This window comes from Streptomyces sp. NPDC020845 (assembly GCF_044334165.1).
Taxonomy (GTDB): domain Bacteria; phylum Actinomycetota; class Actinomycetes; order Streptomycetales; family Streptomycetaceae; genus Streptomyces.
The window spans coordinates 21,536-44,965 of record NZ_JBIRSJ010000006.1; the positions used below are offsets into that span (position 1 = coordinate 21,536).

The following is a 23,430-nucleotide window of genomic DNA, read 5'->3' on the forward strand; positions in this document are numbered from 1 at the left end:
AGGCTGACCGCACAATAATCCCGATCATGGACACCGGCACCGGCACCGGCACAGGCACAGGCGCAGGCATGGACTGGGCACGGCTGGGGCCGCCCCTTGACGTACGCCCCCTCTTCCCCCGCGACCGCCGCGCCCTGCTCGACCTGCTGACCGCCCTGGACCCGGCCGACTGGCGGCGCCCCACCGTCTGCCCCGGGTGGGATGTGCACGACGTGGTGGCCCACCTCCTCCACGATCACCTCCGTCGGCTGTCCGGCGGCCGCGACGGGCACCCGGGGCCGCCGTTCGGCCCCGGCGAGACGCTGCCGCGGTTCATCACGCGGACCAACGAGGACTTCGTCCGCGCATCCCGGCAGCTCAGCCCGCGCGTGCTGACCGATCTGCTGGCCACGCTCGGCCCGCGGCTCGACGACTTCTGGGCGGGCCTCGACCCCACCGCGCCCGCCGGCCTCGACGTGTCCTGGGCGGCCCCCGGGGCGCCCGCCCCGAACTGGCTGGACACCACCCGCGAGTACACCGAGTTCTGGGTCCACCAGCAGCAGATCCGCGACGCCGTGGACCGGCCGGGCGCCACCGGCCCCGAGCTGCTGCACCCGGTGCTCGACGCCTTTCTGCGCGCCCTCCCGCACACCCTGCGCGCCCATCCGGCCCACGCCGGCGCGGTGGTACGGGTCCTGGTGCCCGGACCGGCCGGCGGGGCGTGGACGGCGGTACGCGAGGACGACCGCTGGGCGCTCCGTACCCCCGCTACCCCGGACGACCACCCCACCACCCCGGCGACCGTGGAGGTCGAACTCGCCCCGGACACGCTGTGGCGACTGGCCACGCGCGGGATCACGCCGCGGGAGGCGCGGCGCCGGGCCACGGTGCGCGGGGACGAGGAGCTGGCGCGGACCGCACTGACGATCCTCGCGATCGTCCGCGAGCCGGATCCGGAACCGGCACAGGCGCAGGAGCCGGAGCCGGAGCCGGAGAACTGACCCCATCCGGCCCGGACACACGAAACCCGGCGCTACCCGCCGATGGTGGAGCACGGCCTGTGATGACCCGCCCCGACCCCGAAGGGAGCACCACCGTGGAATCCACCCCGGCGGCGACGGCCCGCACGATGTGGACCCTGTTCGAGCCGATCCACGCGGTCACGTACTTCGCGCCGGAGGCGCTGGCCGCGTACGAGGACGCGGGCCTCCGCGGCTTCTGGCGCGGCTACTTCGCGGGCCGCGCCGCGCCCCTCGGCCCGGTCGGGCCTGAGCCCGTCGTGGCCGCCTTCTTCAGCTTCGCCCCGCCCATGGTGGCCCGCGCCCTCCCCGCCATCTGGGCCCTGGTCACCCCCGAGCGCGCCCTGGAGCTGCGCCGCGCCGGCGCCGCGGCCTCGCTGGCCCGGCTGCTCGCCGGGCACGAGCGCGAGGTGGAGCGGGCCGCCGAGGCCCTGGCCCAGCGCGCCGCGGACCTGGACGGCGCCGGGCGCGTACTGGCCGCCGCGAACGGCTCGCTCGACTTCCCCGACGCCCCCCTCGAACGCCTCTGGCACGCCACCACCGTGCTCCGCGAACACCGCGGCGACGGCCATGTCGCGGCCCTCGTCGCCGCCGGCCTCGACGGCTGCGAAACGCTCGCACTCCGCGCCGCCGTGGACCTCCCGCGCGCCGAACTCCAGCCCAAGCGCGGCTGGACCGACCGGCAGTGGCAGGCCGCCGAACACCGCCTGCTCGAACGCGGCCTGCTCGCCCCGGATCGCTCCGCGACGGACGCCGGGCACGAGACGCTGCGTACGGCGGAGGCGGCGACGGACCGGGCGGCCGAGCGCCCCTGGCAGGCGCTCGGCCCCGACGAGACGGCGGACTTGGTCGGACTCCTGGCCCCCCTCGCGACCGCCTGCGGCTCCGCCCTCCGCTTCCCCAACCCGATCGGGGTCCCCGAACCGACGGGGTGACCTCGTACCCGGCTCACAGGCTCACGGGCTCACGGGCTCACTGGGTCCCGACGTCATGGGCGGTGCCGGTGGCGACGGCCCGGAGCTTGTCGGGGTTGGCCACGTTGTGGATGGCGGTGACGCGGCCGTCGGAGTCGAAATCGAAGGTGACGGTGGCGATCACGCGGCCCGGCCCGCTGAACACCACGCCCGGCCCGCCGTTGACCTCGACGAGTTCCACCTTCATATCGGCGGGCTCGATGCCCTGGTAGGTGACCGAGCCGATGGCGGCGAACCAGGCGGCCACCGTGGTGGCGCCCACGACCGGACGCATGGCCTGGCGGACCTTGCCGCCGCCGTCGGTCCACAGGGTGACGTCCGGGGACAGCAACTCCATCAGGGCGTTGACGTCACCCCCGGTCGCCGCCGCGAGGAACCGCTCGGTGACCTCGCGCTGCCGTCCCCGGTCCGCGGTGAAGCGCGGCCGCCTGGCCCGTACATGCTCACGAGCGCGATGCGCGGCCTGCCGCACCGCGGCTTCGGAGCGCTCCACCGCTTCCGCGATCTCGGCATGGCTGAAGTCGAAGACCTCCTTCAGCACGAACACCGCGCGCTCCAGCGGGCTCAGCGTCTCCAGCACCACCAGCATGGCCATCGACACCGACTCGGCGTCCGCGACGGTCTCGGCGGTGTCGCCGATGGTGAGGATCGGCTCCGGAAGCCACGGTCCCACATACGTCTCACGCTTGTGCTGGGTGGAACGCAGCCGCGCCAGCGCGACATTCGACACGATCCGCGTCAGATACGCCTTGGGGTCGGCGACCTGCGAACGGTCGGCGGCCGACCACTTGATCCAGGCGTCCTGGACCGCGTCCTCGGCATCCGCCGCGACGCCGAGGATGCGGTAGCCCACGGAGAACAGCAGCTTGCGATGCTGGTTGAACACCTGCTGGTCGGGGCCCACGAAGGGACCCAGCGACGGTTCCAGGGACGGGTCCGGGGACGGGTCCGGGGAGGTGTCCGGGAAAGGGTGGCTCACCGCGCCCCCCGGATCCGGGTGAAGCGGCCACCGTGCGGCCAGAACGCACCCGAAGCGGGCATCTTCTTCATACGGCCATACGTCGGCCAGGGCGAAGCAGTCACCGTCTCCTTATACCTGGCCGCGAAGCGACCGGTCAGATATATCCGCCGGGGGCTGTCGTCGGGGTGCGTGAACTGCACAACAGCGTCGTTACGGCCCAGGCTCACCGGCGTGTGGTAGTAGCCGAAGCGGAACGGCTTGGGCTGCTTGCCCTTCAGCTCACGGTCGATCGACAGCGCGGCGTGCACACCGGTCGGCATGCCCCCTTGGCAGGTGCCGTGCATCACGCCGTAGCCCTGGCGGATCGCCGCCGCGTCACCCACGGCGTACACCTCCGGATGCGACACCGAACGCAGCGCGGTGTCCGTGACGACTCGGCCGCGCTCGTCGACGGTCAGCCCGGCGGCAGCCGCCAGCGGCGACACCCGCGTACCGCTCGTCCACAGCACCACATCGGCGGCGACGCTCTCCCCGCCCGCCAGCTCCACCGCATGGGGCAGCACCTTCGCCACCTCGACCCCGCTGCGCACCTCGACACCCAGGCGCTGAAGCGCGGCCTGCAGATACGCCTTGGCCTTCGGGTTCATGGCCGCACCGGGTTCGCCCCGGCCCAGCAGCACGACGTTCAACTCCGGATGCCGCTCCGCGATCTCCGCGGCCGACTCGACCCCAGTCAGCCCGCTGCCCCCGACCACCACCGTCCCACCGCCGAGCCGCGCCAGCCGGTCGGCCAACACCTCGGCATCCTGCGCGCTGTTCAGCGTGTACGCGTAGTCCTCGACCCCCGGCACCGCCGAGGTGTCCGCCACACCGCCCAGCCCGTACACCAGCGTGTCGTACTCCAGAACCCGGTCATCATCGACCCGCACCCTCTTCGCGTCGGCGGCGATCGCCGTCACCCAGCCTCGTACAAACCCCGCCCGCGTCCCCTCCAGCAACTCCGGGACGCTCAGCTCGGCGAGCGGCTGCCCGGTCGCCGTCATGTGCAGCCGCAGCCGCTCGGTGAACCGCTCCTGCGCGTTCACCACGGTCACCCGCACATCCTCGCGCCCCTTGACCCGAGCCCCGAGCTGAACCGCCGCGGCCATCCCCGCGTACCCCGCCCCCAGAACCACCACACGGTGTGCGCTCATCGTTCCGTCCTCCCTCATTTGCTGATGACGACCACGGGATGCAAGCAGCCCGGCCGAACGTGACATGAGGTCGATGTGACGCGCGCCACCCCTCCGGGGAATCCTGGTACGTGGGAATCCTGGTACTCGACAATCACCTCGAAGGGGCGGAGTGGCGTGAGCGCTGAGGTCGCGGCGATCAACCTGGGGCGGACGCTGGCGACGCGCGCCGTTCGGATGTGGCTCGACCCGCGTACGCGCGAGCAGGAGAGCCGGATGGACATGTCCGCGCTGATCCGGCGGCGGATACCGGGGCTGCGGGCCCAGCGGGGCGTGGAGCGGCAGTTCGAGCAGATCGCGGACGCGGTCGCGGCGCGGCTCGAGCCGATCTGCGGGCATGAGTTCCGCGGCCTGGACGAGGGCGGACGGCAGGCGGCGCTCGATGCCGTGACGGCGGCCTTCGCCCACGCGGACCTGTCCGACACCGCGATCCTCGGGTCCGACGCCAACCCCGCCGAGCTCGCCCGGCGCGTCCGTACCGCCGCTCCCCCGCCGACCGGTCTCGGCGAGGTCGAGACGCGCTTCTACGAGCTGCTGCTGGCCGAGTGCTGCGACTGCTATGTGCAGACCCTGCGCCGTCTGCCGGTCTTCACCGAACGGGGCGTCACCGAGCTGCTGGGGCGGGTCGGCGAGCTCGGCTCGGAGCTGAGCCGAGTGCTGGAGCGGCTGCCCGTCAGATCGTTGTACGCGCCGCAGGGCGCGGATCAGGACGCCGCCTTCCGTCACGAGTATCTGGAGTTCATCAGCCGCACCATGGACGAGGTGGAGCTGTTCAGCTTCACGGCGGGGCAGGCTCCGCGTACCAAGCTGTCCGTCGCCTATATCAGTCTGCGGGTCAGCACGGACGAGGGGCGGTCGGCCCGGCGGACCGGCCATGGGTCCGCCGACCGGTTACGGACCGGCATCGGCGCATGGGACACGGCCGAGCAGGAGTCGTCGGCGACCGTACGGGTCGAGGCGGCGCTGAAACAGTCGCCGCGTGTGCTGTTGCGCGGGGAAGCGGGCTCCGGCAAGACGACGCTGCTCAACTGGCTGGCCGTCACCGCGGCACGGGGCTCCTTCGGCGGCGATCTCGCCGACTGGAACGGCCTGGTCCCCGTCCTCGTCAAGCTCCGCCACTACGCCACACGCGAGCTGCCCCGCCTCGAACAGCTGCTGGACGTCGCCGCCGGGCCACTGACCGGCCATATGCCCGCCGCGTGGGTGGACCGCCAGTTCCAGGCGGGCCGGATCCTGCTCCTGGTCGACGGTCTTGACGAAATCGTCGCGAGCGAACGGCGCAAGGTCCGCGACTGGCTCCGGCTGCTGCTCAGCGCCTACCCGGACACCCGCGCCGTGGTGACGACCCGGCCTACGGCCGCCGGCGGGGACTGGCTGCGGTCGGAGGGCTTCGCCCCGGTGGGTCTTGAACGGATGACCCCCGCGGACCTGCGCGCCTTCGTCCAGCAGTGGCATCAGGCCGTACAACTCCACTCCGGCGACGCCCCATGCGCACCGGAAGAGCTGCCGCACTACGAACGGGCGCTCGTGGCCAGCCTCCAGGACCGCCCCCATCTGCTCGCGCTCGCCGCGAACCCGCTGCTGGCCGCCCTGCTGTGCGCGCTCCACCTGGGGCGGCGCAGCCGGCTGCCGCGAAACCGCATGGAGCTGTACCGGATCGCCCTGGAGCTGCTGGTGCAGCGCCGCGACGCGGAGCGCGGGGTGCCCAGCGCCCTGGACGTACGGCTGAGCCTCACCGACAAGCTGTGCCTGCTGCGCGATCTGGCCTGGCGGCTGTCGGACAACAACCGCAGCGAGATCGCCCGCGAGAAGGCGCTCGACCACGTGGCGGCCAAGCTGAGGTCCATGCGCCATCTGGACATCGAGGGCGGGCACGCCCTGGAGCATCTGGTGACCCGCTCGGGAGTGCTCCGCGCCCCTGCCGACGACCGCATCGACTTCCTGCACCGCAGCTTCCAGGAGTACCTGGCGGCCGAGGAAGCGGCGGAGGAGGACCGCATCGGCAATCTGATCGAGCGGGCCCATCTGGACACCTGGCGGGAGACCATCATCATGGCCGCCGGGCACGCCAACCGCGGCCAGCGGGAGGAGCTGATCACCGGCATCCTCGACCGCGCGGAGGCGGAGCGCCGTCATGCGCGGGGGCTACGGCTGTTGGCGGCGTCCTGTCTGGAGACGATGGAGTCGGTGCCCGTCGGGCTGGACGAACGGCTGGACGTGAATCTCGGCGTGCTGGTGCCGCCACGGCGACGGCGCGACGCTGAGTCGCTGGCGGCCGTGGGGGATCCGGTGCTCGGCAGGCTGCCGAGCACGCTCGACGGGCTCAGCGAGACCGCGGCCAGGGCGGCGGTGCGCACCGCGGCACTCATCGGCGGAGGGGCCGCGCTGGACTTGCTAAATGGCTACGCCGAGGACGCGCGCATCGACGTACATCGGGAACTCGTCCAGGCCTGGCAGTACTTCGACCCCGATGAGTACGCCCGACGCGTGCTGGCCAAGCTTGCGCTGGATGACATCGCCCTGCATCTCTCCCATCCCAGCCAGTGGGGCGCGGCCACGCGACTGCGGTCAGCGCGGAGGATAGGGATCAACTTTCCGTTCGCTTCCGGGCTTGCCGCATTGAAGGAACTTCCCCGGTTTACCTCGCTGTCGATCCCTCGGCTCGTGGACGAGAACGATCTCAGCCCACTGGCCGACCGTCCAGAGCTGACCTATCTTGTGGTCAATGGAAACGGCCCCTTGAGGAACGCCGAAGCGTTGGGCGGGCTCACCCGCCTTCGGCACCTGCATCTCAACTACTGGTCGGCTCTGCCCCCGCTGACCGAGATCCCACTACCGCAGTCGCTGGGCCACCTCGCGCTGGGAAACCTTCCGGCCGATCCTCATCTGGGATTCCTCGACCGTCTGCCGCAACTCGACTACCTTTCGCTGGACGGCACGGGGAGACTGCGAGGAATGATGGACTCGGCCGTGATCGCCAGCGTCAGGCAATTACGTCTGGCTGGATTCGATCTGACCGAGTGGCTTCGCGCCCTGCCCGCCGCCGGTCTCGGTGTGAAGAAGCTGGGCCTTTACGACTGCGCCCTTCCCGCCGACCTCAGCCCCCTGCATGCGATCTCCTCGCTCACCTCGGTGTTCTTCGGCATGTGCCATGGCCCGCACCCCGGCCCGCTGGACCTGTCCTCGCTGGCAGGCCGCCCGGCCCACCCCCGCCTCACCGTCGACGTGGGCCAGGGGCAGGTCGTCACGGGCACTCACCACCTCGGGCCGGGCATACAGCTCCGCTACCTGTGAGCTCGGATCAGTCGAACACGTCGCGCATCTCGTCCTCCACCGCCGGATTGTCCACCCACCAGAGGTCCGCCTTCCCCCGGTCAGAGGCGTTGTCGGTGAACAGAGAGACTTCGTCGACGGCGTACCTCCAGGGGTAGGGATCGCCGTCGTCGCACACCCCGTCCTGGACCATGGGGACGGGGATGGTGACCTGCTGGTGCTTCACCATCCAGGAGTTGCGGAAGAAGTCGAACCGCAAGTGGTAGCAGTCGTCGGACTCGGTGAAGAAGATCGGCGGGACGAGGAAGTGTGCCGTGTCGACGGTGGCCGCGATATCGATGTAGTTCCCCGGGAGGCCGCCCGCGTTCCAGCAGGCGGCGAAGTTCACCGGGGTCAGTGACTCTTTGCCGAGGACGTGGATGGAGTTGCCCCGGATCACGAACTTGTCGGGGTCGAGGAGCACATCCTCGCCGAGCATCACGATGGGCGCCGGCAGGATGTGCGCCTTCGCGAAGGTCTGAGCTTGCGTGTACAGCTCGATGACGTCTTCGCTGCGCGTGGCGTCGAAAGCCGCCCAGCTGTGGAACGGGCAGCACTCGTTGTTGGCTTCTTCCGGTTCGGGGAAGAGGAGGGACTTGTCGATCGGCGGGACGGCGGAATCGCCGCGCTTGTCCTGAAGGAAGCCGGGGATCCAGGCGGCGGCGTCGGCTTCGTCGGCCTCGATCACCTCCGATTGGCACAGGGCGCGGAAGGAGGTGTCGCCGAGTTTGCAGTTGAAGTAGTCGAGCAGGGTGATCGCGGCGCACTCGGCGAGTGAGAGCTTGTCGCTCTTGGCGAACCAGAAGTCATAGCCGTTCGCCACGAAATGCACGCCGCGGAACTGCTTGTGGACGAAGGGCTCCCGGTCGGCGCCGGGGGTGAGGGCGCTCCAGTGCGCGGCGGCGACCTGGTTGTAGTAGGCGTCGGCGTGGCGGGCGAGTTCGGGGGCGAAGACGCTTTCGCCGGTCCAGTAGCAGGCCTTGCCGAACAGCGCGCCGATCTCGGGATCGTGGGTGACCTCGGACTCGGTGAACGTGAAGATGAGTTCGGTGCGCAGGAAGACCTTGCGGCCGTCGTCGTAGGGCGCGCCCTCGTGTTCGTACCGCTGGTCGAAGATGACGCAGGTGAAGGGCTCGATCTCAGCGAGCGCCACTCCGCCGGTGAGGTCGAGGGCGGGCGTGGCCGAGCCTCCGGTGAGGTAGAGCAGGAGGGTGTAGCGGGAGACGTGGTGGCGCTCGGCGTCGTAGTACGGGGTGTCGCGGTGGCGGTGGAAGTTGGCGTCTCCGGGTTCGAAGCGGTTGCACCGGAAGACCGGGTTCACATGCGAGAAGCCGTCGCGCAGCGGCTGTGGCAGCGCCTTGGCCACCGCCTTGGTGAGGGCTTCGGCGAGCTGCGCGGAGTGGAAGATGAAGCGCTCGCCGCCGCGGGAGCCGGAGTTGAGCGGCGGCACGTAGAGGTTGAGCGCGTCAAGGCGCTCGAGGTGGCCACGGGCGGCGGCGGGAAGCCGCAGCGAGAACGAGTACGCGCCCTCCGCGAGTTCCGCGCGCCGCGTGAGATCGAGGTCGAGCGGGGTGTCCGCGAGCAGACGGTCGAGCGGCACGATGTTCTCGAAGGTGCGGAACGACAGTTCGCGCGGGTCGACGAAGACGGCGGCCAGGTACGGGGCCTCCTGGCTGGGCCGGGCGAACAGCTCGCGCACATCGGCGTCGATGCGCTCGGCGTCGACGAAGCGCACCGCCTTGAAACGCACCGTCGGGTGCCAGGAGATCCCGAGCCCGTCGAGCGTCGCGGCGGGCTCGGTGTCGACCGCGTCGACCTCGGCGAGATAGCGGGCGACCTCGTCCGCGGGAGCCCCGCCGGTCGACAGGGCGAAGAAACGGTCGCGGAGCTCGGCGCTCACACACTCCTCCAAAAGCTGCGCAGCACGGACGGAAGCTCGGGGGCGAGCGCCAGCTTCTGCGCACCCGCGTCGGAGACATCGGCGCGGTACAGCAGGAGCCGTGTGAGCGAGCTGATGAAGGGCGCCGCGAGCAGGGCGTCCGCCCCCTCCGCGCCGATCGGGTTGTAGCGGAGGTCGAGCTCGGTGAGGTGTACGAAGCGCCGCAGCGAGCGCACGCCCTCAGCGGTGAGCCCGTTGCTCTGGAGGTGCAGACGACGTAGTTCGCCGAGGCCCGGGGAGGCCGCGAGGGCGGCGAGCCCGGTGTCGCCGACGCCGCAGTATCGCAGGTCGAGCGCCTGGATCCGCCCCGTCCCGGTCGCCGCCGCGAGCGCCTTGGCGCCGGGGTCGCCGATACGGAGGTACGAGAGGTCGAGCGCGACGAGCCGGCTGAGGTCGAGCGACGCGAGAGCCCCGGCCTCGATGGGCGGCGGCGTCAGCTCGTCTTCCTCCTCGTCGTAGTCCCAGTCGTCGCAGTCGTCCTCGTCCGCCTCGGCGGGCGGTGTGATCCGCAGCGCGGTCACGAAACGCTCCCGCAGGGCCTGCTCGATCAGTCCGGGCGCGTCGTCGGACCATTCGACGGCGACCGTCGTGGCGAAGCCGTACCGGCGCGCCACGACGGTCACCCCCAGTGGCAGCGCCGCGTCCCAGCTCTGCTGATGCTCGTCCACGAGCGCGGCGATCTCGCGCTCCAGGGGCTCGCGATCGGCGGGGCGGGCACGCGCGCGGCGCTGTTCCAGTGGGATCAGCGTGCCCCGGGCGTCGCCCTGCTCGACGAGCCGGTCACCGTAGACACGCCACGCGCCGAGATCGTCGGTGTGATCGCGCAGGGTCTGTTCCAGGGCCACGGCTTCCATGTCAGGCACCTTATAGGGGAGGTATGACAACGCCCCCGGCCCCAAGTGCCCGCCGCATCATCCCATCTGAGCCCTGGTCAGCCCCGGTTCAGCTCCGTATGGCGCGTCGCGAGCCGGCTCGCGCCCGCCTCCGTGAGCGTGCCGTGCAGCCGCAGGCGGGCGACGCCGCCGTCCGGGAAGATGTCGATGCGGACGTGGGTGGCGGGTGGGGCCGCGTCGAGCAGAAAACGGTGGATGGTGTCGGGCTGGAGGCGGGTGCGGGGCAGGAGTTCGGTCCAGCCGGGGGCCGTGTGGTCGGCCGGGTCGGCGCCGGAGGTGGCGTCGAGGACGTACAGCGTGGCCCAGCCGGGCGCGTTGCCCTTGTAGCAGCCGGTGTCGATCTCGACGGCCCGGATCCGGGCCTGTTCGGTGAGCCGGTAGCGGACCCAGTCGTGGCCCTGGTCGCGGCGGCGGCGGGTCTCCCAGCCCTCGTCCATTTTGCGGGAGCGGCCGGGCTGGATGGTGTTGGCGGGCGGGGAGTAGAAGCGGTCGGAGGCGTCCTCGGCCGCGCCGCCGTTCTCCAGGGCGGCCAGGTCGAAGGTGCCGAGGGCGGTGAGCCAGCCGGGGTCGGGGGCGACCTCGCCGTGCACGCGCAGCCGGGCGATCCCGCCGTCGGGGTGCTGCTTGAGCCTGAGGTGGGTGAAGCGGCGCGCCACCGCGACCGCGAAGCCGTTGGCCGCGTGGCCGCCCACCGGGGTGCGGGGGACGAGCTCCGTCCACTCCACCTCGTCGGCGAGCAGTTCCTCGGGGGACGGGGAGCCCTCCACCGATGTCGCCTCGACGCTGACCGACTGCGGGTAGTTGCCGCGGAAGTGGGCGGTGTCGACGACGACGCCGTGGATGACGCCGGGCGCGCCGAGGCGGATCAGGGCCCAGTCGTGGTCGTCGGCGGCGGGGTGCGGCTGCTCGGCCGAGGCGCCGCGCCGCCGGCGGGTCTCCCAGCCGTCCATGACCTTGCCCTTGTGGCCGAAGTCCTCGGGGTCGAAGTGCGGGGCCTCGGGCCGCAGCAGGTTCTCGCGTTCGGCGAAGAACTCGTCGTTGGCCGCGATGACGCTTCCGCCGAGCCGCCGGTCGGCCAGGTCCGCGAGATGGGTGAAGGGGAGGTCCGCGGTGCGGTAGTCGGCGTACGGGTCGCCGCCGCCGTACGGGCTCGCGTCGCCGGTGAAGCGGGGGATCGGCGCGGTCATGTGCGGTGCTGCCTTTCCAGGAGTCGGCCATGGGGTGTGGGGGATTTGGTGGGTCCAGTGGGGTCGGTGAGGTCAGTGGTGGGTTCAGTGAGGCTGGCCGGGGTGCCGTGGTCGGCGATCTTCCGGCCGCGCAGCCAGGTGGACCGTACGACGCCGTGCAGAGTCTTCCCGGCGTAGGCGGTCACCTGATTGCGGTGGTGGAGCGCGGCCGGGTCGACGGTGAAGGTCTCCTCGGGCGCGAGGACCGCGAAGTCGGCGTCGCGGCCGGGCTCGATGGCCCCCTTGTGCGCGAGGCCGACCAGTGCGGCGGGGGCGGTGGACATCCAGCGCGCGAGATCCGGGAGCGTACGGCCGCGCCGCCGCGCCTCGGTCCAGACCGCGGGGAGGCCGAGCTGGAGGGAGGCGATGCCGCCCCATGCCTGCCCGAAGTCGCCGACCTTGAGGTCCGCGGTGCACGGCGAGTGGTCGGAGACGACGCAGTCGATGGTGCCGTCGGCCAGGCCCTGCCACAGCGCGTCCTGGTTGGCGGCCTCGCGGATGGGCGGGCAGCACTTGAACTCGGTTGCGCCGTCGGGGACTTCCTCGGCGGTCAGGGTGAGGAAGTGCGGGCAGGTCTCGACCGTGATCTCGATGCCCTCGCTCCGGGCGGAGGTGATCAGGGGGAGCGCTTCGGCGGACGACAGATGGAGGATGTGCACGCGGGCGGCGTGCTTCCGCGCGAGTTCGATCAGTCCCGCGATGGCCCGGTTCTCGGCCTCGCGCGGGCGTGAGGCGAGGAAGTCGGCGTAGCGCGGGCCGCTGGGGCTGGGGGCCCCGTCGATCAGCTGGGGGTCCTCGGCGTGGACGATGAGCAGGCCGCCGAAGCCCGCGATCTCGCCGAGCGCCGCGTCGAGTTCGGCGGGAGCGAGCTGGGGGAACTCGTCCACGCCGGAGTGGAGCAGAAAGCATTTGAAGCCGAGGACTCCGGCGTCGTGCAGGGGCCTGAGGTCTCGTAGGTTGCCGGGGACCGCGCCGCCCCAGAAGGCGATGTCGACATGGGCCGCGGCGCGGGCGACGGCCCGCTTGATCTCCAGCGCGCGGACGGTGGTGGTCGGCGGGATGCTGTTGAGCGGCATGTCGACGAGGGTGGTGACGCCGCCGGCCGCGGCGGCGCGGGTGGCGGACGCGAACCCTTCCCATTCGGTGCGGCCCGGGTCGTTGACATGGACGTGGGTGTCGACGAGACCGGGGAGCAGGACGTCGTCCCCGAAGTCCTCCAGACGGGCCCCGGGCGGGACGGCCGCGTCGTACGGCAGGACGGCCGAGATCGTTCCGTCGGCCGTGGAGACGGCGACCGATGCCGCGCGCATCCCCTCCGGGGTCACCACGCGGGTCGAGCGCAACACCAGGTCCAGGTCCGGATCCGCGTCTGACACCCGCGCCCTCCGTTTCTCAGCAGACTCTTCTTGGCAGACTCTTCGGTTCAGCCTTGGCAGACTCTTCAGATCAGCACGATTTTTCCGCGAAGCGGAAACACTTTTCTGTTCCAGGAGTGTTCACCGAGCCGCCCGCCGGGTCAAGACCCCACCGGCCGCGCCCCCGGCACAAGACGGCCGTACATAGAATGGAAGGCGATTTTCGGAGCGCAGAACCTGGCCGGCCGAGATGGGGTCTCCCCCGCTCGAGCGGAGCCGAGAGCTTGGGGAAGGGTAGGCTGCCCGTTGGCCGGTCGGCCGGGGCGAGACCGTCCGGCAGTAGGGAGCGCGGGAGAAGGAGCGGGTCGAGGGGCAAGCATGGGCGTGCCCCGTGAGGAGAGCGCAGCGGCGCTGCGTGCGACGAGCGGGGTGCGGCCAGGCGCCGCCCATCGGCACGCGACGCCGCGGGCCCTACTGCCGGACGGTCTAAGCCATACGGGGGCCGGTTTCACCTGCCGCGAAAGGAACCGTCGACGTGCCGTCCGCCGAGCCCAAGACCGCCGCTGCCAACTCCGGCGGCGTCCAGTCCCTCGAGCGCGCCTTCGATCTGCTCGAGCGGATGGCCGACGCCGGGGGCGAGGTCGGGCTGAGCGAGCTCTCCGGCAGCAGCGGGCTCCCGCTGCCCACCATCCACCGCCTGATGCGCACCCTGGTCGCCTGCGGCTATGTACGCCAGCAGCCGAACCGCCGCTACGCGCTGGGCCCCCGGCTGATCCGGCTCGGCGAAAGCGCCTCCCGGCTGCTGGGCACCTGGGCCCGGCCCTATCTGGCGCGGCTGGTGGAGGCGACCGGCGAGACCGCGAACATGGCGCTGCTGGACGGCGACGAGGTGGTGTACGTCGCGCAGGTGCCCTCGCACCACTCGATGCGGATGTTCACCGAGGTCGGGCGGCGGGTGCTGCCGCATACGACCGGCGTCGGCAAGGCGCTGCTCGCGGACACGCCCGCCGACGAGGTGCGCGCGCTGCTGGCCCGGACCGGTATGCCGGCCGCCACCCAGAAGACGATCACCTCGCCGGACGCCTTCCTGGAGGCGCTGCGGCAGGTGCGTGAGCTGGGCTACGCGGTGGATGACAACGAGCAGGAGATGGGCGTGCGCTGCCTCGCCGTGTCCGTGCCCGACTCGCCCACGGCGGCCGCCATCTCGATCTCGGGCCCGGCCGGGCGGGTGACGGACGAGGCCACACGGGACATCGTGCCGATCCTCAAGGAGGTCGCGGCCGAGCTGTCCACCGCGCTCGCCAGCACGGGCTCCGCCTGACGGCGGCGGTACTGGCGCGCCGCCGGTGCCGTGTCGAGCCGTACCGGCGGCGCTTCCCGTCTCAGCCCCTCCCGGGGGTCCCGCCCCGGCCCCTCAGCCCCTCCCCCCTGCCTGCGGCACATCGCCGAACAGGTCGATCGCCGCACGCACCCCCCTCAGCGCCGGCGCCAGTGCGCTCACCGAACCGAGCGCGCCCGCGATGAGCAGCAGGGCGCGGCGCAGCCGGGGCACCTCGGGCACTCCCTCGCACGCCATGGCGTCCAGCGCGGCAAGCTCGTCATCCGCTATGGCCCGGTCCGGCAAGTCGGCCGGGTGGGCGGCGAGTTCGCGCCGCAGCCGGGCGACGGCCCGGCGCAGCTCCGCCGCTCTGGGATCCTCCTCGGTGCCGGCCACTCGCCTGTCTTCCACGACCGCGGCGCCCTCCACTGACCAGGCGCCGGGCATCCCCCGGCGTCTCATGTGATCGTCGGACATGACTGTCCTGCTCGCCCTCGCACCCCTCTGCACGAAGCCTGCCCCCTTCTCCCCATGACCCCTGGACGCGTCGATCGGACGCGAGAGGCCGCGGATCAGTTAACGCCACTCTGTGCGCGACACGCCATACGGAGAGCGAAAATCAGACCGGGTGCGATAGGGGGAGACATAGGGGGATCAAGAAGGGATGAGCGGTAGGCAATGCCAACAGGTCACACATCACACAACAAAGCGCAGGTCGCCGGGTTGCTGCTGGCCGGCGGCGGCGGCAGGCGGCTGGGCGGGCGACCGAAGGCGCTGCTGCCCCACCGGGGCAGACCGCTGGTCGAGCACGCGGTGCGGGCGCTGCGGGAGGGCGGCTGCGAACCGGTGCATATCGTGCTGGGCGCGGCTGCCGAGGCCGTACGGGCGAAGGCCGAACTCCCGGGATGCACGCTGATCGACAACCCGGACTGGGCCGAGGGCATGGGCTCCTCGCTGCGGGCCGGGCTCGCCTCACTGGCCGATACGAGGGCGGGGGCGGGGGCGGCGCTGGTGATGCTCGTGGACCAGCCGGGGATCGGGGCCGCGGCGGTGGCCCGGGTGGCGGCGGCGTACGACGGACCGTCGTGCCTGGCCTCGGCGGTGTACGGCGAACGGCGGGGCCATCCCGTGCTGTTCGGCGCCGAGCGCTGGGCGGAGGTCGCGGCGAGTGCGGTGGGCGATCGCGGGGCACGGGCCTATCTGAAGGAGCATCAGTCGGAGGTCACGCTCGTCGACTGCTCCGATATCGCCCGGCCCGATGACATCGACACCCCGGAGGACCTGAAACGGCTGGAGTGAGTCCAACAGAACGTTGAAGTTCCGCCATGAGGAAATTAGTATCCACTAAGCAGAAGTCGCAGAAGCCCAAATGTCTCGCCCTGTGTCGCCCGAGGAGTGACCGCCCATGTCCGCACCAGCACCGTCCCCGCTGGCCATCGTCGACGCCGAGCCGCTGGAACGGCAGGGAGAGGTGCTGACCGACTCGGCCCTGGCCTTCCTGGCCGAGCTCCACCACCGTTTCACCCCGCGCCGCGACGAACTGCTCGCCCGCCGTGCCGAACGCCGCGCCGAGATCGCCCGAACCGGCACCCTTGACTTCCTCCCGCAGACCGCCCACATCCGCGAGGACGCCGACTGGCGCGTCGCCCCCGCCCCGGCGGCGCTCGACGACCGCCGGGTGGAGATCACCGGCCCCACCGACCGCAAGATGACCATCAACGCGCTCAATTCGGGCGCCAAGGTCTGGCTCGCCGACTTCGAGGACGCCTCCGCGCCGACCTGGGAGAACGTCGTCCACGGCCAGCTCAACCTGATCGACGCCTACCAGCGCCGCATCGACTTCACCACCCCCGAGGGCAAGGCGTACGCGCTGCGCCCCGCCGAAGAGCTCGCCACCGTCGTCGCCCGGCCGCGCGGCTGGCACCTGGACGAGCGCCATCTGCGGGCCGGCGACCGCGCCGTGCCCGGCGCCCTCGTCGACTTCGGGCTCTACTTCTTCCACAACGCTCAGCGCCTGCTCGACCAGGGCAAGGGCCCGTACTTCTACCTCCCCAAGACCGAGTCGCACCTCGAGGCCCGCCTCTGGAACGACATCTTCGTCTTCGCCCAGGACCACCTCGGCATCCCCCAGGGCACCATCCGCGCCACCGTGCTCATCGAGACCATCACCGCCGCGTACGAGATGGACGAGATCCTCTACGAGCTGCGCGACCACGCCTCCGGGCTGAACGCGGGGCGCTGGGACTACCTCTTCTCCATCGTCAAGAACTTCCGTGACGCCGGGCCCGACTTCGTACTCCCCGACCGCAACGCCGTCACCATGACCGCCCCCTTCATGCGCGCCTACACCGAGCTGCTGGTCCGCACCTGCCACAAGCGCGGCGCCCACGCGATCGGCGGCATGGCGGCCTTCATCCCCTCCCGCCGCGACCCCGAGGTCAACGCCGTCGCGTATCAGAAGGTCAGGGCCGACAAGGACCGCGAGGCGAACGACGGCTTCGACGGCTCCTGGGTCGCCCACCCCGACCTGGTCCCGATCGCCCGCGCCTCGTTCGACGCGGTGCTCGGCGACAAGCCCAACCAGAAGGACCGGCTGCGCGAGGACGTCCAGGTCACCGCCGCCGAGCTGATCGACATCGCCTCCCTGGACGCCAAGCCCACCTCGGCGGGGCTGCGCAACGCGGTCCAGGTCGGCATCCGCTATATCGAGGCCTGGCTGCGCGGCCTGGGCGCGGTCGCCATCTTCAACCTCATGGAGGACGCCGCCACCGCCGAGATCTCCCGCTCCCAGATCTGGCAGTGGATCAACGCGGGCGTCGTCTTCGAGAACGGCGAGAAGGCGACGGCCGGTCTCGTCCGCACCATCGCGGCTGAGGAGCTGACGGCGATCCGCGAGGAGATCGGGGCGGAGGCGTTCGCCGCGGGCAACTGGCAGCAGGCCCACGATCTGCTGCTCAAGGTCGCGCTGGACGAGGACTACGCGGAGTTCCTGACGCTGCCGGCGTACGAGCTGCTGCGCTGAGCCGGGCCCGCGGCCCGCACCCGGCGGAGCCGCACAGGGGCTCTGTGTCCCGCCCCTCGGGGCTGGGCGCAGAGCCCCTCGGCGTCACGCATCGCAGTGCACAGCCGGGAGCCTGCCGTCGTCGCCGGCGATGATCACCTCCGCGTCGCCGTCGCCGCCGTCGACGTACGCGGCCGTGCAGACCAGCTGGCGCACGGCCGTCTTGTTGAGGCCGCGCACCGCGATCGAAACCCTGACGAACACCTGGTCCGGGGCCGACTTCACCTCCACGAACCCCGTCGACCGGGGCAGCTCCGTATGGAGCCCGGCCGCGCGTGCGTCCGCGCTCGGGCCGGCCAGCAGCATGGTGAGGACCTTGTCGCCGGGCACCACGTACTCCCCCTCCTCGCTCAGGAAGAACCCCATGGACACCGGGGTCAGACGGCCTCCCGAGGAGACGAAGAAGAGAAGCACCCGCTGCTCGGCGTCGGGGAGGACGGTGACGGTGGCCGGGCCGCCGGCCTCGACGACATCGCTCTGCCGCACCCCGCAGCCGGTGAGCAGCGCGGCCGCCACCGTGGCCGAGCCCAGGCGCCGCAGGCTGCCCAGACGCTTCACGCCGTCGCCTCCCCGCTCGTCCCACTCATCCGGGGGATCTCCACGGTGAAGACGGCGCCTCCCTGCGGACCGTTCGCCGCCCGGATCGTGCCGCCGTGCAGCCGTACGTTCTCCAGGGTGATGGCGAGGCCGAGGCCGCTGCCCTCAGACCGGGTGCGGGCGGAGTCCGCCTTGTAGAAGCGGTCGAAGATATGCGGCAGCGCGTCAGGGCGAATGCCGGGGCCGCTGTCGGCGACCTCGGTGACGAGGCGCGTCCCCCTTCCGCCCGTCTCCGCCCCCGCACCCGTACCCGTACCCGATTCCGGCCCCGATTCCGGCCCCGTCTCCGTACCCGTGCCCGTCTCCGTCCGCAGGCGTACGACGACCGGCGCGGCGCCGTGCCGCAGCGCGTTGCCGACGAGGTTGGCGACGACGACATCGAAACGGCGGGGGTCGAGCCGGGCCCGGATGCCGTCTGGCAGGTCGGTGACGATCTCGTCGGGGTCGGTCCAGTGGCGGCTGGTCAGGGTCTTGCGGATGGTCTGCGCGACGTCGACCTCGTCGGTGTTCAGCTCGGCGGCCCCGGCGTCGAAGCGGGAGATCTCCATCAGGTCCTCGACGAGGACCGCGAGTTTGCCGGTCTCCGCGCTGATCAGCCGGACGGCGGCCGCGGTGTCGGGGGCGAGGCGGGCGGCGTCCTCGTCCAGGACCTCGGTGACCGCGAGCATCCCGGCGAGCGGGGTGCGCAGCTCATGCGAGACATCGGAGGCGAAGCGGCGGGCGCGCGCCTCGGCGTCCTGGAGTTCGCCCACGGATCGCTCGAGGGCGACGGCGGACTCGTTGAAGGTGCGGGCGAGGTCGGCGAGTTCATCGCTGCCCTTGACCTGGATGCGGGTGTCGAGGCGGCCCCGGCCCATGCTCTGCGATGCCTTCCGCAGATCGCGCACCGGGCGCAGCACACTGCGCGCGGCCAGCAGCGCGGGAACGAGCGCCACCGCGAGCCCCGGCAGGGCCCCGTCGCGGGCCGCGGTGACCATGGCCCGGACGTTGGCCTCCTCGTCGGTCAGCGGCATCACGGCGTACAGCACCAGACCGGTGGGTCGTACGGTCTTCCCGGCCCGGAAGACCGTCGGTACGGCGACGGTCAGCCAGGGGTCGCCATGCTTCTCGACCCGCTGGAAGCTGCCGCTGCGCGGGCTGGCGAGCGCGGCGCGGCGCAGCTGCGGGGTGATGACGGTGGAGACGGGGCTGGTGCCGGAGGAGACCCGGACCGATCCGTACTCGGCGAAGACCACCCAGGGGTGCGGCTTGCCCTGCCGGGCGAGTTGGCGCAGCTGCTCCTGCAGGGACTTGGACTCGACGGGGAGCGGGATGCCCATGTCGCTGACCCGGTCCCGGAAGGAGGAGACGGCGGTGTCCTGGGCCTGTTCGAGGATCGCGGTGCGCGCCTTGCGGTAGGTGAGGGTCGCGGTGGTGCCCGCGCTGACCGCGGCGACCAGCAGGAAGGCGAGCACGAGCCGGGTGCGCAGCCCGATGCGGGCTCTCCAGCGGGTCACCGGGGGCTCACAGCGGTCCGAAGCGGTAGCCGAAGCCCCGCAGGGTCTGTATGTAGCGCGGGCTGCCGGCCACGTCCTCGATCTTGTGGCGCAGCCGTCGTACGCAGGCGTCGACCAGGCGGGCGTCGCCGTGGTAGCTGTGCTCCCAGACCTGTTCGAGCAGCTGCTGACGGCTGAAGACCTGCTCGGGCGCGGCGGTCAGATACAGCAGGAGCTTCAGCTCGGAGGGCGCGAGCGCGAGGCGTTCCCCGGCCTTGGACACGGCCAGCCCGGCGCGGTCGATGGCGAGGTCGCCGTGGAACTCGACGGCAGGGCGGCCCCCGGGCTCCTCGATCCGACGCAGTACGGCCCGGATGCGGGCCTCGATGACCTCGGTACGGGCGGGTTTGACGATGTAGTCGTCGGCCCCGGCCTCCAACCCGACCACGACGTCGAAGTCGTCGCCGCGCGCGGTGAGCATGATGATCGGCAGCTGGCTGGACTCGCGGACCCGGCGGCACACCTGGACTCCGTTGATACCGGGCAGCATCAGGTCCAGGAGCAGCAGATCCGGCCCGAACTCGCGGATGGCGGTGAGCCCGGTCTCCCCGGTGGCGGCGGTGCGCACATCGTGTCCGCGGCGGCGCAGGCCGAGTTCGATCCCTTCGCGGACGGAGGGGTCGTCTTCGATGAGAAGGACGCGTGGCATGTGCGGAGTATTCCATTTCGGCAGGTGAGGGGGCGGCGGCTCAGATCCGGCGGCTCAGATCCGGCGACCGATCAGGTCCGGCGGCTCAGGTCCGGCGGCTCAGTTTGCGGGGTACGGCCTTGAGCGCGGCGTCCAGTTCGGCCAGCCGCAGCGGGCGGGCCAGGGTCGCGAAGACCAGCAGGATGGCCACCACACCCACCGTCGTGGCGGCGAGGGGGCCCAGCGGGGCCGTGCGGGTGGCCGCGAACTGACCGAGCGCGGTGGCCGGGACGGCCGCCAGCAACAGCCGGGCCAGGGCGGCCACGGACGGCGAGCGCCACAGCCCGCCGCGCCGCGCCCCCACCCTCTCCTGCCCGGCCGCCAGGGGCACGGGCCGGAGCCTGCGGTTCAGTACGTACGCGGTGGCCGCCCAGCCCCCGAACAGCGCCACCGAGTACGCCCCGGCCATGCCGGTCACCGCCCAGCGCGCGGGCAGCAGCAGATACGCGGCCGCGGACAGCCCCGCGTTGAGCCCGGAGATCACCAGGTTCAGGAAGAAGGGTGTGCGGGTGTCGGAGAGCGCGTAGAAGGCGCGCGAGAGGACGTACTGCCCGGAGAAGGCCACCAGCCCCGGGGCGAACGCCATCAGCGCCCCCGCCATCACCGCGATATCGTCCGCGCCGGTCCTGCCGTACTGGAAGACCACCGCCATCACCGGCTCGGCGAGCGCCAACAGCACACAGGCGGCGGGTACGACGGCGGCGGCGCTGCTGCGCAGGGCGTACGAGACGTCCCGCCGCACGGCCGCGGTGTCACCGTCGGCCGCCGCCCCGCTCATCCGCGGCATCAGCGCGGTGACCAGCGAGACGGTCACGATCCCGTGCGGCACGGCCCACAGCAGATACGCGTTGTTGTACGCGCTGAACCCGGCGCCGTCGGTCCCCGCGGCCGCCGCGCGCTCCCCGGCCATCGTGGCCAGCCAGGTCACCACCCAGTACGCGAGCTGGTTGGTGAACACCAGCAGCACCAGCCACCCCGCCGAACGCAGCGGCCGGGACAGCCCACTGCCCCGCCAGTCGAACCGCGGCCGCCAACGGAAACGCGCCGCACGCAGCGACGGCAGCAGCGCCAGCGCCTGGACGGCGATGCCCGCGGTCGTGCCCCAGCCGAGCAGCGCGGTCTCGCCGGGGGTGAGTGTGCCCCCGGTGCCGGCCGTCGCCAGATACAGGCCGAAGACGGCGATGACGATGACGTTGTTGAGGACGGGGGTCCACATCATCGCGCCGAACCGGCCCCGGGCGTTGAGCACTTGGCCCAGCAGGGTGAAGAGGCCGAGGAAGAAGATCTGCGGCAGGCAGTAACGGGCGAAGGCGACCGTCATCGTGGCCTGCCCGCCCGTGTAGTCGGTGTACGCCGCGACAATGGCGGGCGCGGCGAACACCGCCCCGGCGGTGATCAGCAACAGGGCCGCGGTACAGACGGTCAGCAGCCGATCGGTATACGCGGCCCCGCCGTCCGCATGCTCCTTGGCGGCCTTGACCAGCTCGGGCACGAACACGGCGTTGAGCGCACCGCCGAGGAGCAGCGTGTAGACGATGTTGGGTACGGAATTGCCGACCGCGTACCCATCGGCCGCCAGCCCGACACCGAGCGCGGCGGCGACGACAGCGGAGCGCACGAATCCGGTGGCGCGAGAGACCAGGGACCCCGCCGCCATGACGGCCCCGCTGCGCAGCACGGAGGCGGGGCGATGGCCGACGGACGCCGCCGCCCGGCCCCCGCCGGCGGGCGGCGTCGCGTCGGGGGCCGGCGTCGCGTCGGAGGCCGGGAGCGCGCCAGCCGCTGAAGGCACGCCCGCCTCCGAGGGCGCACCGACCGCCGGGAGCGCGTCAGCCGCCGGTGCCAGGCCCACCACCGAGGCCACGTCGGCCGTCGGGGCCGCGTCGGCCGCTGAGGGCGCGCCAACCGCCGAGGCCGCCCGGCCCACCGGACCCACCGGACCCGCCGGGTTCGCCGCGTTCGCGGGGGCGCTCATCGGCGGCCCAGGTAGAGCTGGAAGGCGCGGTAGAGCGCGTGGTTGGCGGTGCCGCTCAATGGTGTCTCCCACTCCCCCAGCGTCTCGACGACCTGGCCTCCGGTGCCCAGCTTCCAGCGCATCAGCCCGAACGGCCGTTCGTCGGGGTCGAGTGTGGAGGGTACCCCGCGCATGTCGTAGACCTCCGCGCCCTGGGCGTGAGCGTCCAGCATCATCTGCCACTGCAGGGCGTTGGAGGGGCGTACCTCGCGTCGGTGGTCGGCGGAGGAGCCGGTCTGGTACCAGACCCGTTGACCGACCGTGATCATGGTGTGGGCGGCCAGGATCTCGCCCTCGTACCGGGCGAGGTAGAGCCTCATCCGGCCCGGCGCCTCGGCGTTGAGGGCCGCGTACTGGCGCTCGTAGTACGTCAGGGAGCGGCCGAGGCGGAAGCCGTCTCGCTCCTCGGTGATCCGCAGCAGCCGGTAGAACTCGGGGAGTTCGGCGGGGCCGCCCAGTTCCACCCGTACGCCCGACTTGTGGGCGCGGCGGATGTTGCGCCGCCACTCCTGGTTGAGCCCGCTCCACAGGTCCTCGCGGGTGCGGCCGGCCAGCGGGACCCGGAAGACATAGCGGGGCTGCGCGTCCCCGGCCCCGTCTCCGTCGTCGCCACATCGGCGCCAGCCGCGGGTGCGCAGCCGCTCGGTCACGACGGTGCCCAGCGGGTCGACCTGGCAGGTGAGGACGTCGGACAGGTGGCGCCCGGGGCCGGTTGCCGCCTTGAGCGCGGCGGCGGTCCAGCTGCGGTAGGCGGGCGTGGGGCCGATGCGCACGGCGAATGCGCCGGAGGCGCGCAGATGGCGCAGCAGCGGGTCGAGCCAGCCGTCGATGTCCGGGTCGGTCCAGTCGGCGACGGGCCCCTCGGGCAGATAGGCGAAGTACTTCCGGGTGCCGGGCAGTTGGCGCAGCAGCACCAGCGCGACCCCGCTCAACTCCCCCGCCCCCGCCTCCTCCCTCGCCCTGGGGCCGGGCTCCGGGCCCCAGCCGAGGAGTTGGGCCTGCCAGCCGTCCTTCACCGCGGCCCAGGACGGGCACTGCAGAAAGCCGGGGCCCAGGGCGGAGCCGGTGCGGGATGCCAGGAAGGCGCGGTACGCCTCGGGGCTGATGGGCCCCAACCGGGCTTGCCGCGGACGAGGGCTCACCGTCACGAGCAGCGCTGACACTGCGCCTCCTCGGGTGCCGTTGATGGGAACGCAAGGAAGATTCACAGCCGCCCATGACCGCGCCGCTCGGCGAATGTGACCGGACGATGACCGTTCCTCTGCAGCTGCTGTCACATGGGCGCGAAGGCCGATTCCCGGGCTTTTCGCGGCTTAGAGTCCCGAGC

Annotated in this window: 18 protein-coding genes; 6 read left to right on the top strand and 12 right to left on the bottom strand. The window is 71.9% G+C overall.

What is annotated here, in order from left to right; genetic code table 11:
• The first annotated feature begins 26 nt into the window (after nt 1–26).
• Entirely contained in the window at nt 27–980 is a 954-nt protein-coding gene (locus tag ACH4U7_RS16160) for a maleylpyruvate isomerase family mycothiol-dependent enzyme (RefSeq protein ID WP_398528548.1), read from the top strand.
• Nucleotides 981–1,042: 62 nt separating this feature from the next.
• Nucleotides 1,043–1,933: a hypothetical protein gene (locus ACH4U7_RS16165; RefSeq protein ID WP_398528549.1), complete on the top strand. Its 891-nt coding sequence runs from the start codon at nt 1,043–1,045 to the stop codon at nt 1,931–1,933.
• A 37-nt stretch (nt 1,934–1,970) separates the two neighbouring features.
• Here the strand turns inward: ACH4U7_RS16165 and ACH4U7_RS16170 are convergent, their stop codons facing one another.
• Both ACH4U7_RS16170 and ACH4U7_RS16175 read right to left on the bottom strand, forming a co-directional pair.
• A complete protein-coding gene (locus ACH4U7_RS16170) occupies nt 1,971–2,888 on the bottom strand; it encodes an RNA polymerase sigma-70 factor (RefSeq protein ID WP_398528936.1) in 918 nt (305 codons plus the stop codon).
• A gap of 59 nt (nt 2,889–2,947) precedes the next feature.
• Complete coding sequence (locus ACH4U7_RS16175) at nt 2,948–4,126, bottom strand: NAD(P)/FAD-dependent oxidoreductase (RefSeq protein WP_398528550.1); 1,179 nt, start codon at nt 4,124–4,126, stop codon at nt 2,948–2,950.
• A gap of 156 nt (nt 4,127–4,282) precedes the next feature.
• Here ACH4U7_RS16175 and ACH4U7_RS16180 point away from each other — a divergent pair, with 156 nt between their 5' ends.
• On the top strand, nt 4,283–7,459 hold the full coding sequence (locus tag ACH4U7_RS16180) for an NACHT domain-containing protein (protein WP_398528551.1): 3,177 nt from the start codon (nt 4,283–4,285) through the stop codon (nt 7,457–7,459).
• Between the two features lie 7 nt (nt 7,460–7,466).
• On the opposite strand, the gene ACH4U7_RS16185 is transcribed toward ACH4U7_RS16180, so the two are convergent.
• From ACH4U7_RS16185 to allB, 4 genes are all read right to left on the bottom strand, one after another.
• A complete protein-coding gene (locus tag ACH4U7_RS16185; RefSeq protein WP_398528552.1) occupies nt 7,467–9,377 on the bottom strand; it encodes a hypothetical protein in 1,911 nt (636 codons plus the stop codon).
• The gene (locus ACH4U7_RS16190; RefSeq protein ID WP_398528553.1) at nt 9,374–10,270 is read right to left on the bottom strand and encodes a hypothetical protein; all 897 of its coding nucleotides are present in this window, start codon (nt 10,268–10,270) and stop codon (nt 9,374–9,376) included. The genes ACH4U7_RS16185 and ACH4U7_RS16190 overlap by 4 nt, the downstream gene beginning before the upstream one ends.
• Nucleotides 10,271–10,347: 77 nt before the next feature.
• Nucleotides 10,348–11,496: an allantoicase gene (gene alc / locus ACH4U7_RS16195; RefSeq protein WP_398528554.1), complete on the bottom strand. Its 1,149-nt coding sequence runs from the start codon at nt 11,494–11,496 to the stop codon at nt 10,348–10,350.
• Nucleotides 11,493–12,845, bottom strand: coding sequence for an allantoinase AllB (gene allB, locus ACH4U7_RS16200; RefSeq protein ID WP_398528937.1), 1,353 nt, complete (start codon nt 12,843–12,845; stop codon nt 11,493–11,495). The genes alc and allB overlap by 4 nt, the downstream gene beginning before the upstream one ends.
• A gap of 580 nt (nt 12,846–13,425) precedes the next feature.
• Here allB and ACH4U7_RS16205 point away from each other — a divergent pair.
• Nucleotides 13,426–14,211, top strand: a complete 786-nt coding sequence (locus ACH4U7_RS16205; protein ID WP_398528555.1) for an IclR family transcriptional regulator — start codon at nt 13,426–13,428, stop codon at nt 14,209–14,211.
• Between the two features lie 93 nt (nt 14,212–14,304).
• Here ACH4U7_RS16205 and ACH4U7_RS16210 read toward each other — a convergent pair whose 3' ends face one another.
• Nucleotides 14,305–14,655 carry a DUF5955 family protein gene (locus tag ACH4U7_RS16210; RefSeq protein WP_398528938.1) on the bottom strand — a complete coding sequence of 117 codons (351 nt, stop codon included), beginning with the start codon at nt 14,653–14,655 and terminating at the stop codon, nt 14,305–14,307.
• A gap of 231 nt (nt 14,656–14,886) precedes the next feature.
• Here ACH4U7_RS16210 and ACH4U7_RS16215 point away from each other — a divergent pair, with 231 nt between their 5' ends.
• Nucleotides 14,887–15,507, top strand: a complete 621-nt coding sequence (locus ACH4U7_RS16215) for an NTP transferase domain-containing protein (RefSeq protein WP_398528556.1) — start codon at nt 14,887–14,889, stop codon at nt 15,505–15,507.
• 106 nt (nt 15,508–15,613) lie between these two features.
• Nucleotides 15,614–17,230 (top strand): malate synthase A, encoded by a 1,617-nt coding sequence (gene aceB, locus ACH4U7_RS16220; RefSeq protein WP_398528557.1) that lies wholly within the window; start codon nt 15,614–15,616, stop codon nt 17,228–17,230.
• 84 nt (nt 17,231–17,314) lie between these two features.
• Here the strand turns inward: aceB and ACH4U7_RS16225 are convergent, their stop codons facing one another.
• The 5 genes from ACH4U7_RS16225 to ACH4U7_RS16245 all read right to left on the bottom strand — a co-directional run bounded on the left by ACH4U7_RS16225 (nt 17,315) and on the right by ACH4U7_RS16245 (nt 23,266).
• Complete coding sequence (locus tag ACH4U7_RS16225) at nt 17,315–17,827, bottom strand: hypothetical protein (RefSeq protein WP_398528558.1); 513 nt, start codon at nt 17,825–17,827, stop codon at nt 17,315–17,317.
• Nucleotides 17,824–19,362, bottom strand: coding sequence for an ATP-binding protein (locus ACH4U7_RS16230; RefSeq protein WP_398528559.1), 1,539 nt, complete (start codon nt 19,360–19,362; stop codon nt 17,824–17,826). The genes ACH4U7_RS16225 and ACH4U7_RS16230 overlap by 4 nt, the downstream gene beginning before the upstream one ends.
• 7 nt (nt 19,363–19,369) lie before the next feature.
• Entirely contained in the window at nt 19,370–20,050 is a 681-nt protein-coding gene (locus ACH4U7_RS16235; protein ID WP_398528560.1) for a response regulator, read from the bottom strand.
• A gap of 85 nt (nt 20,051–20,135) precedes the next feature.
• Complete coding sequence (gene murJ / locus ACH4U7_RS16240; RefSeq protein WP_398528939.1) at nt 20,136–21,746, bottom strand: murein biosynthesis integral membrane protein MurJ; 1,611 nt, start codon at nt 21,744–21,746, stop codon at nt 20,136–20,138.
• 314 nt (nt 21,747–22,060) lie between these two features.
• Nucleotides 22,061–23,266 (bottom strand): lipid II:glycine glycyltransferase FemX, encoded by a 1,206-nt coding sequence (locus tag ACH4U7_RS16245; protein WP_398528561.1) that lies wholly within the window; start codon nt 23,264–23,266, stop codon nt 22,061–22,063.
• Between the last annotated feature and the right edge of the window lie 164 nt (nt 23,267–23,430).

Bases quoted from the DNA above. Each gene is read 5' to 3' on its own strand.
- ACH4U7_RS16160 (WP_398528548.1), top strand. From the start codon at position 27: ATGGACACCGGCACCGGCACCGGCACAGGCACAGGCGCAGGCATGGAC.
- ACH4U7_RS16165 (WP_398528549.1), top strand. From the start codon at position 1,043: ATGACCCGCCCCGACCCCGAAGGGAGCACCACCGTGGAATCCACCCCG.
- ACH4U7_RS16175 (WP_398528550.1), bottom strand. From the start codon at position 4,126: ATGAGCGCACACCGTGTGGTGGTTCTGGGGGCGGGGTACGCGGGGATG.
- ACH4U7_RS16190 (WP_398528553.1), bottom strand. From the start codon at position 10,270: ATGGAAGCCGTGGCCCTGGAACAGACCCTGCGCGATCACACCGACGAT.
- alc (WP_398528554.1), bottom strand. From the start codon at position 11,496: ATGACCGCGCCGATCCCCCGCTTCACCGGCGACGCGAGCCCGTACGGC.
- allB (WP_398528937.1), bottom strand. From the start codon at position 12,845: ATGCGCGCGGCATCGGTCGCCGTCTCCACGGCCGACGGAACGATCTCG.
- ACH4U7_RS16210 (WP_398528938.1), bottom strand. From the start codon at position 14,655: ATGCCCGGCGCCTGGTCAGTGGAGGGCGCCGCGGTCGTGGAAGACAGG.
- ACH4U7_RS16215 (WP_398528556.1), top strand. From the start codon at position 14,887: ATGCCAACAGGTCACACATCACACAACAAAGCGCAGGTCGCCGGGTTG.
- aceB (WP_398528557.1), top strand. From the start codon at position 15,614: ATGTCCGCACCAGCACCGTCCCCGCTGGCCATCGTCGACGCCGAGCCG.
- ACH4U7_RS16235 (WP_398528560.1), bottom strand. From the start codon at position 20,050: ATGCCACGCGTCCTTCTCATCGAAGACGACCCCTCCGTCCGCGAAGGG.
- murJ (WP_398528939.1), bottom strand. From the start codon at position 21,746: ATGGCGGCGGGGTCCCTGGTCTCTCGCGCCACCGGATTCGTGCGCTCC.